Consider the following 12,525-nt stretch of genomic DNA (forward strand, 5'->3'; position numbering starts at 1 on the left):
GCGGCCCTCCGCACGTCCCGGAGGGCCGCCGCCTCCCGCATCGGACAGCAGGATTCAGCGATATCCGGCCGCGGTGACATTGGCCTGCACCGCGTTGTCGGTCGCGTCGGAGGGGTAGCCGGCGACGATGGCTCCCTCGTAGAAGGTGCCGGCGCTCAGGTTGGCGCCGCCACCGGGCTTGCAGCAGTCGCCACCGCTGCCGAGAACGATGGCTCCCTGCTTCTTCATGGGGCTGTATCCGCTGGGAAGCCCGCCGTCCCACAGGGTGGTCAGGCTGCCGGACTGCGCGTTGCCGCCCTTGAGGGCGAACCTCGACGTCCCGTTGTTCTTCAGCATCGCGGTGACGAACTTGCCGGGAAAGGCACGTTGGTTGGTGTTCCAGGACTGGCTGCCGCCGGAGTACAGGCCCCATTCGAGATCGGCCTGCACCCAGGGACCGCTTCCCGAGCAACCGCCGAACCAGCACTCGGTGCCGAAGTTGATCGCGTCCATCGCCCCGGCGGCGTCGGCCTTCCTCGTCGTCTCGCTGTTGCCGTAGTCGAAGCAGCAGCCGCTGTTGACGTGGGTGCCGCTGGTCACCATGTACGCCCCTTCGGGCGCGCTGCCGGTCGGCACGCCTGTCAGATGACCGTCCCGCCAGTAGCTGTTCCCGGGATTGATGTACAGCGAGTACGCCTTGGTGCCCCCGGCGGTCAGCGACTCGGAGGTCGCCTTCGCGGGGCTGCTCTGACTCGATCCGGGGACCTGGGCCGATCCCTGGTACCACAGGTCGTTGCCGCGTCCGGACTGGTCGTAGACGACCGTGATCACGCAGGAGGTGCCCGCGCAGAAAGAGTCCTGCGCCGCCGCGTCGGCGAAGCCGCCGGGCGCCAGTACGCCGATGTTCCTGGTGGCGTTGTCCGAGGCGCGCCTGACCTGGTACAGGCCCCCGCTGTACGAACCGTAGAGCGCCCGCACGGTGCTGTGCGCGGCCACGCACGGCGTACCGCCCGCGGAGTAGAGGTCGCACGGGCCCGACCCGCTGGGCGGCGGAGGTGTCGACGTGGTCCATTTCTGGTTGCTCTGGCTGTTGCAGGTCCACAGGATGACCGCGGTGCCGTTGGCCGTGCCCGCTCCGTTGACGTCCAGGCACAAGCCGGACTGGGCACCGGTGATGGACCCGTCGGAGTTCTGTCGCCACGCCTGGTTCGACTTCCCGTTGCACGACCAGATGATCACCGGGGTTCCCGGCGCGGTCCGGTTGTCGTAGGCGTCCACGCATCGGGTGCCGCCCATCGTCCTCAGCTCGCCCGCCGACGTGAACTCGAACGCCTGGTTCGGCTGGTTGTCGCAGTCCCGGATGTCCAGCGCCGTTCCGGGCGTGTCGACGTTGCCCTTGACGTCCAGACATCGCCCCGACGCCGAGCTCACCAAGGGGGCTGCCGCTGATGCAGGTGCCGACGCCGGGGCCGGTGCCGACCACGTCTGCGCGGTCGCCAGCATCATGGCCAGCAGCGCCATCACGCATACGGCGGCGGATGCCGGTAAGCGTGGTCCACGAGGCGCGGGACTTCGGCGGGAAACGAATGAGGGCCGCATTCTGTTCCTTGAGTATGTGGGAGAAGGTGACAGAGAGTGCTGTGCCTGGCCGAACGGAGCGTTCGAGGACCGTCGCCGCCACCGGCATGACTGCGGGGTCCGGACTCCTCGTGGAGTGAGGGCGCCCGAGAGCACCCGCGGGAACCACTCAGACATCCCATGTTCCTAGTGATTCCATAGGTCCCGCATGGAGTCAATACGCGCGTCCGCCTCAATCAGATTCTGATCCATCCCATGTATTGCTCTTGGTCAGCCCGCTGTGAGGGCAGGCCGAAACCCGCGTCCGGCGATGGCCGCCGTGCCGGACGCGGGTGTTCGTTCCGGTCGCCCCGAAGTGATCCGGGGCAGGAGCGCGCGCTGCGCGCCGGGTCACCTCACCTGAAGTTCCAGTGCTGGTTGGCGCCACCGTTGGAGTCCCAGATCTGGACCGGGGCCCCGTTGCCGGTCTGCCCGCTGGGGACCTCCAGCGCCCGGCCGGAGGCAACGTTGGTCAGGGTGTACGAACCGTCGCCGTTCCGGCTCGCCCGCCAGTGCTGGTTGGCGCCGCCGTTGGAGTCCCAGATCGCCATCCGGGTGCCGTTGCCCGTCTGGCCGCCCGGCTCGTCCAGCACCCGTCCGCTGGCGATGTTCGTCAGCGTGTAGGAGCCGTCGCTGTTCTGACTCGCCCGCCACTGCTGGTTCGCGGCAGTGCCGTTGGCATCCCAGATCTGCAGGGACGTGCCGTTCGCCGTCTGTCCACCCGGTACGTCCAGCACCCGCCCCGCGGCGACATCGGTGAGCGAGTACACCTGGCCCGAGACGATGCCGCCGCCCGGGTTCCCCGTGCCTCCGCCGAGCGCGGAGAGGGACGCGTCGTAGGCCGGCTTCTTGTTGCCGTTGTTGTCGAACAGCAGCGGGTTCTCGCCCGTCCGCCACGAGTCGCTGTCCCTGATCCCCCACACGGTGATGCCGGTGCAGCGGGCGACGCTCATACACGCCCTGACCGTGTTCCCGTACGCGGTCGCCGATGCCTGGGCGATGTCGAGTTCGGTGATCTGGACGTCGACGCCCAGGGCGGCGAAGTTCGACAGCGTCGTCTGGAAACTGGCGGGCGGGCCGCCGGCGCCGAAGTGGCTCTGAAGGCCGACACAGTCGATGGGCACGCCGCGCGCCTTGAAGTCCTTGACCATGTTGTAGACGCCCTGCGTCTTGGCGTCGTTCCAGTTCTCGATGTTGTAGTCGTTGTAGCAGAGCTTGGCCGAGGAGTCGGCGGCCCGGGCGGTGCGGAACGCCTCCTCGATGAAGCCGTTGCCGAGCACGTTCTGGAAGACCGAGCTGCGGTGCTGACCGCTGCCGCCGTCGGCGAACGCCTCGTTGACCACGTCCCAGGCGTAGATCTTGCCCTTGAAGTGGTTCATCTCCGTGGTGATGTGGTTGTTCATCACGCTGCGCAGGGTGTTGGCGTCACCGATGGAACTGACCCAGCCCGGCAACTGCGAGTGCCACACCAGGGTGTGGCCACGCATCCGCTGCCCGTGCGAGGCGGCGTGGCCGACGATCTGGTCGGCCGAACCGAAGTTGAAGTTGCCGCGGGACGACTCCGTGGTGTCCCACTTCATCTCGTTCTCCGGGGTGATCATGTTGAATTCCCGGTCGAGGATCGTGGAATACGTCGAGTTGCCGAGCTTTCCGCCGGCCACAGCCGTACCGAAGTAGCGGCCGCTGTCGGCCGCGGCCGCGCCCAACGTGCCGGAAGCCGCGTGTGCGGCCAGGCTCGCCGGCCCGGTCAGGGCCAGTGCCGTGCCGGCCAACAAGCCGGTGGCCGAGACCAGGGCCTTACGGAGCAGGGGCTCCTTGTTGAGCCAGGACATGAAGGATCAACCTCCTTGTGTGGGGACGTGAGAGGGGCCGGCACCGGCCACGAGACGGTGCCGTGATGAAGCGGGGTCAGGAGCTCAGGAGACGGGCAGGGCGGTCCACTGCTGGTTGGTTCCGCCGTTGCAGTCCCACAGGACCAGTTGCGTACCGTCGATGGTGGACGCGCCCGGGTCGTCGAGGCAGCGGCCGGACACCGGATTGCGGTAGCCGCCGTTGTACGCCTGCCATTGCTGGTTGGTACCGCCGTTGCAGTCCCAGACCTCGATCTTGGTGCCGTTGTCGGTCCCGCGGCCGGTGGCGTCGAGGCACTTCCCGAGCGCCCGCAAGGTGCCGTCGGAGCGCGCCGCCCACGTTTGCGCGGTCGAGCCGTCGCAGGTCCGGATCTCCACGACGGTCCCGTTGGCGCTGTTGCCGCCGCCGACGCCCAGGCACTTCCCCGTGACTCCGGAGCGCACCTGCCCGCCCGTGGAAACCGGCGGCTTGATCCAGCCTGCCGCGTCCGCGGCCTGGACCCCGGCGTCGAAGGCGTCCGCCATCTTGCTGAAGCCGGCGTCGTTGGGGTGCAGGGAGTCGGCCAGGTCCGCCGTGGTCAGGGCACCCATGTCCACCAGACGTACGTGCTTTCCGGCGGCCTGCTCGGCTTGGACGATCCCGGGCAACTTGGCGTTGAACGCAGGCCGGTTGGCCTCCTCGGTGCCGCTGGTGGAGATGATCACGGTGCCGACGAGCACGGTCGCGTCGGGTGCGGCCTTGGTGATCTGGTCGATGAGCGCATGGAGCCGGTCGGCAGCGGTCGGAATCTGATAGTTGCCGTTCAGGTCGTTGGTGCCGATCTCCAGAGTGACGACGTTCGGCCGGTATTGGGCCAGCACGGAGTCCGCGATGCCGGCGATCTGGTCGATCCGCCAGCCCGAGTGCCCTTCGTTGTCCGGGTCGGACATGGTGCCGTTGCGCCCCGAGCCGACGAAGTCCAGGCTGTGCCCCTCGGCCGCCAGTTTGTTCCCCAGGAAGCTCCGGTAGCTGTTCCCGGACGCGCTGCCGACGCCCCAGGTTATCGAGTCGCCCAACGGCATCAGCCGCAGGGACGTGGGGGCAGCGGCCCGCGTGGCGGAGGGCCGCGCCTCGGCGCCGGTGGCTGCCGCGACGGGCCATGCGGCGCCCATCCCGAGGGTGGCCGTCAGCGCCGCGGCCAAGAGTGTCCAGTACTTCCTCATCAGCGTTCCTCACTGGGTGCGGGACAGTGGGTGGGGGCGAACGAACCGCCGGTCCGTGCAGGCGCGTCGGAGGCGCGAGCCGGTCAGCGGGGGGTGAAGTCCTGGTTGGTGCCGGGTGCGTTCTTGCACTGCCACTGGTCCAGTTGCTGGCCCAGGTTGCTGCCGCCGCCGTAGACGTCCAGACACAGACCGCTGTTCTGGTTCCGGAAGGAGTACGAGCCGTCGGACTGCTGTACCGGCAGCCACAGACTGCTGGACGCTCCGGTGGCGGCCTGCTGCACGATGTTCGGCGTACCGGCGGTCGTGGAGCCGCCCGACACCGCCACGACCTGTCCGGAGTTCTGCGCGCGCAGTTGCCCGTAGCCGCCCGAGACCGGCACGAACTCGAACTGCTGGTTGCTCTGCCCGTTGCAGGTCCACTGGTCGATCGCGGCGCCCGCGCTGCCGGAGTTGCCGTACACGTCCAGGCACAGGCTGTTGCTGCCGATCACCAGTTGGTGGTGGCCGGTGGGGAAGCCACCGCCGCCCGACGACTGGACGCCTGCCTGCTGGATGACCTGTTTGGCGCCCTGCGGCCAGTTGGTGCCGCTGACCTGGACGTTGCCGGTCAGGACGTTGTTGTGCGGAGGGCCGGTGGCCACGTACGTGTTGCCGCCGTTGTACCAGTTGCCGGAGAACGTGCTGTCGTCGGTGTGGTTGTTCGCGTTGGCGTTGGTGAGCGCCCAGTTGCTCGCGTCCTGCACCACGTTGTTGGACACCTTCAGGTACCGGGAACCCTCGTCGAGGTACAGCGCTGTGGTGCGGTTGTTGTCGTACATGTAGTTCTCGGAGATCACCGAGCCGGGGGCCGCCGACAGGCTGTAGATGCTGCCGCCGTCGAACATCGCGTTCTTGGTGTCGAAGACCAGGTTGTGGGTGACGGTGTTGTTCTTCAGCGTCGTGGGAGTGCTGTAGATGGGCTGGTAGTTGTACGTGCCCCGGTTGACGTAGTCCTGGCTGCCGCCGGGATCGTTCATCCCCCAGCCCCAGCCGATGTCGATCCCGTCGTAGGGCAGGTGGTCGCACTGGTTGTGGGTGATCGTCGCGTTGGTGACGTAGGTGGAGAGGATCCCCGCGGTCTCCTTGTAGTCGGTGCCCACCCCGCTGACCTTGTTGTTGCTGATGATGATGTTCTGGTTGGTCATCTGCGGGTTGCCGGGGTGGTGCGCGTCCGGCAGGATCCCGCCGACCTGGATGCCGCTGCCGGCGATGTCGGTGAAGGTGTTGCCGGTGATGGTGACACCGTTCGCGCCGAGTCCGGTGCCGGAGGCCGTGGCGGCACCGTCGTTGCCCACGCCCAGTCCGGCCTGCCCGAGTTCGGAGAACGTGTTGCCGGAGAACGTGATGCCGGTGGCGGCGGAGACCTGTACGGCGGCGGGCATCTGCTCCCAGTGGTTACGGGTGGCCTCGAACTGCGTGCATCCCGACTTGCAGGTGCTCAGCCAGTTGGCGGGCATCGCGTACGAACCGGTGATGTGCGCGCCGCTCTGCTGGTCCGCGTAGCCGTCGGGTCCGCTCGGGCCGAGCCAGGAGGTCCCGGTGAACTGTATGCCGGTGAATCCCAGACCGGACGCGGGTGAGCCGTAGCTGCCGCTGATGCCGAGCAGGCTCTGCAGTCGTGGCAGTTCGACGTCGAGGCTGTTCGGGTTCTGGCCCGCCTGTGCCCGGTAGTACAGGTCGCCGGTGGACGAATCGAGGTACCACTGCCCGGCCTGTTTCAGGAACGCGTAGTTGTTCTCCAGGTACATGGTCCCGCCGGCGAACGGCGCGTTGATGGTGTCGTAGCCCCAGGAGTTGTTGTTCCACGCGGGCTGCTGCATGGTGATGGTCCTGCCGCTGATCGACTGGACCGGCGCGAAGCGGTCGGTGAAGGAGTTGAGGCTCTCGACCTCCATGTGCTTCTGGTCCGAGAGGCCGGCCAGGTAGTCCAGGGACGAGTCCGTGATGTTCAGGCCGGTCTGGGTGAAGGTGAGGCTGGAGCGGGACACCTGGATCGCCGCCCGCGGTGCCTCCTTGCCGTTGACGTACAGCTGACGCGTGTTCACGCCGGTGCCGACGTGGACCGACCAGATGTTGCTGCTCTGATCATGCACCTGCCAACCCGATATCTGCTGGGCGCCGCTCACGACCGGCTGCTGCCCGGAGACGGCCTGGTAGGTGATGGTGTGGCCGTTCTGACCGCCGTCGCCGGAGCCGAAGGTCAGCGGTTTGGACAGCCGGTAGGTGCCACCGGCCAGGTGGACCACGACGTCCGAATCGGCCGAGAGCCGGTGCGCGGGCTGCTGCGCCTGGTCGATCGTCGCGAACGGCTGCTCGGCGGTGCCGGTCCCGCCAGGCGCCGCACCCGGCGTCACGTACAGGTCGGCGGCCGACGCCTGGCGCTCGGCCGGTACGGCGAACGCGGACCCGGCCATGGGCAGGCTCCCGCCCAGCAGGGCGAGCAGAGCTACGGGGGCGGCCCAGAGGCCGCGGAGCACTCTCGCTCCGGACATCGTCATCCTCCAGTGGTGGCGCATGAGGCCCGGTGTGGGGGCGGAGTGGCGTTGTTCGCCGCCGGAGCCGCCTGCACGACCTGTCCCTTCCGGTGGGGGCGGAGGGGGCCGGGCGATTCGGCCGGACGGTCGGAAGGTCTCGGGAGATGCTGTCGGACGCGGGGGCGACGGGTGCCCGCAACCGTTCAGTTCAGTTGAGGCTCCATCGCTGGTTGGAGCCTCCGTTGCAGGTCCAGAGTTCGGCCAGGGCTCCGTTGGCCGTGGAGGCGCCGGTGACGTCGAGGCAGAGTCCGGACTGGATGCCGGTGACGGTGCCGTCGGAGTTCAACTGCCACTGCTGGTTGGCGCCGCCGTTGCACGGCCAGGTCACCACCTTGGTGCCGGCGGCAGTCTGGTTGTTGTACGCGTCCAGACACATCTGGCTGCTGCCGCTGTATACGGTCAGCTGGTTGGAGGATGTGCGGGTCCAACTCTGGTTGGCGCCGCCGCCGCAGTCCCAGATCTGCAGCTGCGTGCCGGCCGTGGTGGACGAGTTCGGCACGTCGAGGCACTTGCCCGCGCCCACCGCGTGCAGCGCACCGGTGCCCGTCCCGCTGGATGAATTGGTGTATCCGGCCGCGGTGATGTTGGCCTGAACCGCGTTCTCGGTGGCGTCCGACGGGTAGCCGGAGGTCATCACACCCTCGTAGAAGGTGCCTTGGGCGCCCTTGCTGTTGTCACCACCGATGCCCAGGATGATGGCGCCCTGTTTCCGCATCGGGTTGTAGCCCGAGACGTTGGGACGCACCCCGTCGTAGAAGGTGGACAGGCCGCCCGACTGCGCGTTGCCGCCGCGGATCGCCCAGTGGTTCGGGCCGCCCTTGACGATGGCGGTCGTATACCGGTAGTTGATGGTCGGGTCGTTCGCGTTGTAGTGCTGGTTGACGCCGGAGAACAGGCCGTTCTCCAGATCGGCCATGATCCAGGGGCCGTTGCCCGCGCCATAGCCCCATACCTTGATGTTTCCGAAGTAGATGGCCTCCATGGTGCCGTTGCCGTCGTCGTTGCTGTCCGTCTCGGCGTTGCCGTAGTCGAAGCAGCAGCCACCGTTGTAGTGCGTGCCGTCGAAGATCGCGTACATGCCTTCGGGGTTGTCCCCGGTCGCAATGCCGTTGGTGTGGTTGTTGCGGTATCCCGTGCCGGGTGCCACGAAGACGCCGTAGGCCTTGTGACCGCCCACCATGGTGGGCGCGGCGGTCGCGTTCGCGAGGTTGTCGGGACCACCCGCGGCACCGCCACCGGGCGCCTGCGTGAGGTTGTTGCCGCGGCCCGACTGGTCGTAGATGATCGTGATCAGGCAGGTCGTCCCCGAGCAGAACGAGTCCTGCGCGGCGGCGTCGGCGTACCCGCCCGCACTCAGGACGCCGATGTTCCGGGTGGCGTTGTCCGAGGCACGCCGGACCTGGTACAGCGACCCGTTGTACGAGGCGTACAACGCTCGCGTCGTGCTGTGCGCCGCCACGCAGGGCGTACCGCCTGCCGCGTAGATGTCACACGGCCCGGAGTCGGCGGCCTGGGCCGTGCCCGCCGTGGCCGTGGCGCCGGCCAGCGCCCCGACGACGAGCACGACCGCGGCCCCCGCCCGGGCGAACGTTTTCGGCCGAGCGTTGCGGGAGCGCTCCCACGAATGGACGGGTGCCTGGTCCAGCGCAATTCCCGGCCTGCCGCGGCGCCGTACCGCACCGAGCAGCCGTTGGACGCCACCGCGCCCGAACAGCAGGTGGCGTCTCGTACGTGTCGTTCCCATCCGGTCTCCCTACCGTGCCGGCGTAACCCAGTCGGGTCTTGCGGTGACGCTGACGATGCGGAAGCGCTTGAAGGCGCCGTTTGTGCGGTGAGATTGCAGAGAGGTTTCGGGGGGAGACGGTGCTCTCGACTCCGTGGGCTGTCAAGGGCGCGGAGCCTTCTGTTGCACACCTTGTCGCGGAATCGATTCGACGGCTGATTTCAGCGGGTCGGGTCCGCCGGCCCACCCTGCCGGGCCCCGCGCAGCGGCAGACGACTGGCGGCATGACCTCCGAACTCGCTGCACGGGCGGGTCCGTCTGGTGTGTCGGACAACAAGGCTCCGGTCATCCGGGAAACCCGCCAACATGCCGGTGGACAGGGACGCGGTCGCCAACCTCGGTTGCTGGGAGTCCGGTTCCGCGGGAGCCGGCCGAATCGGCGGGGCCCCGACTCGCGCTCCGACGCCACCTTGGCCTCGCGGCACGCCATTGACGCCGTACTCCGCCGGTCGTAGCATCCCGTCGAAGCGCTTACGTGGAATCGATTCGCTCCACGCCTTCCCGGCAATACGTGAGACACGGAACGCGTGACGGTCCCGGCAGACCGACACTGTTGACCGCGCACTCGCGGCTCTCGGGCATCCTTCGTCCGCCCGGCAGTACAGGCACACGGCATGCCCCAAACCCGTTCCAGTTCCTTCCAGTCGGGCACCGAGGGCCTCGCCGGTGCGCCGTTCCCCGCCCCGATGGCGAACCGATTCGCGCAAGGTACTCTTGCGACCTGCGGGTAAGCGTTTGGGGAGCTGCATGAACATCGGGGAGATCGCTCGGCGCGCCGGCGTGTCACGCAGCACGGTGTCGTACGCGCTCAGCGGCAAACGACCCGTCGCGGCCAACACCCGCCGACGCATCCAAGACGTGATCAACGAATTGGGATATCGCCCCAACGCGACCGCGAGGGCCCTCAAGGAAGGCCGGACCCGGACGATCGGTCTCGTCATCCCGCCGGCCGGCAACAGGCTGACACACATGCAACTGGACTTCGTCGCCAGCGTGGTCGACGCCGCCGCCCGGGTCGACCTGGATGTGCTGCTGTCCCCCTCCGGTGGGGATCATGATCGTTCCTTCGAGCGGTTGGTCTCGGAGAGCCGCGTGGACGGTGTCATTCTGATGGAGATCCGTCTGGAGGACACTCGTGTGGGCCGCCTGCAGGATGCCGGGCTGCCCTTCGTCGGCATCGGGCACACGGCCGGCGACCAGGAGATGTCATGGATCGACGTCGATTACGCCGACTTGGTCCAGCGTTGCGTGCATCACCTCGCCGATCTGGGGCACCGCCAGGTGGCTCTGGTCACTCGTTCCCGGGAACTCATCTCGGCCGGTTACGGCCCCGCGCGCAGGGCCAGCGAGGGTTTCGAGGCGGCCTTGGCGGAACGCGGTCTCGACGGCATCGAAGTGCCGTGCGGGGACGATGCCCGCTCCGGCCAGGAATGCGTCGAGGCGCTCCTGCGCAGCCATGCGGACCTCACCGCTGTCACCACCATCAACGAGGCTGCCCTGCCCGGCATACAGCGCGCGCTGGCGGACTCCGGTCTCCAAGTGCCGTACGACTTCTCCATCACCGGAGTGGCGGCCAAGACCTGGGCCGAGGACTTCCGTCCGCCGCTCACGGCAGCGGACGTACCGGCTCTGGAAATGGGCGAGAAGGCCGTTTCCCTGCTGGTGGAACGCATCGCCGCGCCGGACACTCCGCCTCGGCACATCCTGTTGACTCCCCCGATCTCGCTGCGCTCCAGCACGGCGGCTGCACCCGCCGGCCGGCACGCGCGAGCCAACCGCGCGGCGCACTGAGCCGCGCGTTCAGCGCCGGCTGTAGCCGCCCCTTCGAGTGTTCCGTTCGGAGGGGCGACAGTGCGGGTGGCGGGGGTCAGTGCCGTGCGAACTGGAGCCGCGTCGGCTGCACGGCCCCCGGCCGCAGACCGATCCCGTTGACGGTCAGTCGTTCGCCGTAGATGTCGGTGATTCTGATCGCGCCGCCGCACCCGCTTCCCCCGGGAGAGAGGAAGTAGTTGTAATCGGTGCGGGTCAGTTGACGCCAGCCGCTGCTGGTGCGGACCTCGAGTCGGGCGAGCGGGTTGCGGTGGCCGATTGCCTGGATGCCGCACCAGTAGGGGTTGGATCCGGTTTTGTAGCGGATCGAGATGGTGTCGGACGTGCTGGGGCTCAACAGGCGCCAGGTGATCGCGATCCGGCCGGTGGAGAGGGCGGCCAGTTTGGCGAAGGCCTGCTCACTGAGGTCGAGTTGCCCTGGTGCACAGGGCAGTGGGCATTCGTTGGTGATCCTGACCGTGACGGTGGCGCCGTTTGCGGCGCGGACGAGCACGTATGCCCCGCAGGCCTTGGATGTCTCGTAGTCGGTGGTGTTCATGGCTGCGATCATGAGGTCGGCGCTCGGGCCGAACGAGCAGGCACCGTCTCCGGTCCCGGCCTTGTAGGCAGTGGCGACTCCCCGGTAGTCGACCTTGGCCCGGATCCGTCCGGTCAAGGATGCCGTGGCAGGAGCCGTGCGCGGGGTGGGCGATGACTGCGCCGCCGACTTGGTCGCGGAAGCCTTCGGAGTCGTCCCGCCGGCCTTGGCCGACGGCGAGGCGGCGGACGGGGACGCAGTGGACGGGGAGGCTGACGGCTTCTGTCCTGGCGATGTCGGCGGGCGAGTCCCTTGGGCGTCGGCGACGGTCGTGGCCGGGGCCCGCCCGGCATCCTTCTTGGGGTCGGTTTGCATTGCCATGGCCAGGCAGACGAGAAGACCTGTGACGACCAGCCCCGCAGCAGTCCCCACCATCAGCCTGCGTCTACGCCTGCGTGACCGCGCGGCCTGTCTTGTTTCTTGCATGTCCATCCGTTCGGAAGAGCGTTTCGGCGTTGCGCTACTCAGTGGCCGCACGGGGCGAAAAGGTTGCCGTCGATTTCCGGGTGTCGTCGACATCCCGGTCGCGGCGGGTCACTGGACACGAGCAGCCAGCAGAAAGGGGCTCCGGATGGGGTCGCTGTGATGTCCGCTCTTCCTCGGCAGACCCACGCCGGGCCCAAGGGGCCCGTTGTTTCCAGCAGTTCACGTACCCAGTCGATGCGGGCGCCGGTAAGCCACGCCAGTGGCGAGGTACCCGTCTCCTCGGGGAGGCGCCGAGCGGACCTACGGCGGGACATGTGCGCACCCTTGGTGCCGCTCGCTGCCGGACGTCGGCGTTCGATGAACTGAGCCTGCTCACCCACTCGTTGGGGTGGCACCACCAGCGGGCCGGGACGAGTGTCTGCTGCGGCGGCTCCATGGCCATGGGCCAGCGGGGAGGGACCGCTTCACAGCGTCGCGGCGGCGTCGGCTCTGCCGGACAACCATGCAGCGTCATCCCAAGGCGTGTTCGCCCCGACTCCCCTGGTGGGTGGGTGGGTGGTTCAGGCGGCGAACAGGTCGAACGTCGAGGAACAACGCGGCGACGCCAGCTGATCCAGCAACGGATCCACCGACAACATCGCCTGATGCAACCGCTGCAACTGCGGCGCCGGCTCCACACCCAACTCC

The 12,525-nt window shown here is 68.2% G+C and carries 6 protein-coding genes and 1 pseudogene; 1 reads left to right on the top strand and 6 read right to left on the bottom strand.

Going from position 1 to position 12,525, the window contains the following annotated elements; translation table 11 throughout:
• Window positions 1-54 precede the first annotated feature (54 nt).
• The 5 genes and pseudogenes from ACN6LB_RS44705 to ACN6LB_RS44725 all read right to left on the bottom strand — a co-directional run bounded on the left by ACN6LB_RS44705 (window position 55) and on the right by ACN6LB_RS44725 (window position 8,966).
• The gene (locus tag ACN6LB_RS44705; protein WP_445030934.1) at window positions 55-1,500 is read right to left on the bottom strand and encodes an arabinofuranosidase catalytic domain-containing protein; all 1,446 of its coding nucleotides are present in this window, start codon (window positions 1,498-1,500) and stop codon (window positions 55-57) included.
• 455 nt (window positions 1,501-1,955) lie between these two features.
• Window positions 1,956-3,428: pseudogene (locus ACN6LB_RS44710) on the bottom strand (endo-1,4-beta-xylanase); the annotation flags it as partial.
• Window positions 3,429-3,512: 84 nt separating this feature from the next.
• Window positions 3,513-4,649 (bottom strand): ricin-type beta-trefoil lectin domain protein, encoded by a 1,137-nt coding sequence (locus tag ACN6LB_RS44715; RefSeq protein WP_445030935.1) that lies wholly within the window; start codon window positions 4,647-4,649, stop codon window positions 3,513-3,515.
• 83 nt (window positions 4,650-4,732) lie between these two features.
• Window positions 4,733-7,180, bottom strand: a complete 2,448-nt coding sequence (locus ACN6LB_RS44720; RefSeq protein ID WP_445030936.1) for an RICIN domain-containing protein — start codon at window positions 7,178-7,180, stop codon at window positions 4,733-4,735.
• Window positions 7,181-7,370: 190 nt separating this feature from the next.
• Complete coding sequence (locus tag ACN6LB_RS44725; RefSeq protein ID WP_445030937.1) at window positions 7,371-8,966, bottom strand: arabinofuranosidase catalytic domain-containing protein; 1,596 nt, start codon at window positions 8,964-8,966, stop codon at window positions 7,371-7,373.
• A 786-nt stretch (window positions 8,967-9,752) separates the two neighbouring features.
• Here ACN6LB_RS44725 and ACN6LB_RS44730 point away from each other — a divergent pair.
• Window positions 9,753-10,796, top strand: coding sequence for a LacI family DNA-binding transcriptional regulator (locus ACN6LB_RS44730; protein WP_445030938.1), 1,044 nt, complete (start codon window positions 9,753-9,755; stop codon window positions 10,794-10,796).
• Between the two features lie 76 nt (window positions 10,797-10,872).
• Here the strand turns inward: ACN6LB_RS44730 and ACN6LB_RS44735 are convergent, their stop codons facing one another.
• On the bottom strand, window positions 10,873-11,490 hold the full coding sequence (locus ACN6LB_RS44735) for an expansin EXLX1 family cellulose-binding protein (protein WP_445030939.1): 618 nt from the start codon (window positions 11,488-11,490) through the stop codon (window positions 10,873-10,875).
• Window positions 11,491-12,525: the final 1,035 nt, after the last annotated feature.

The organism is Streptomyces sp. SAS_270 (genome assembly GCF_052543295.1).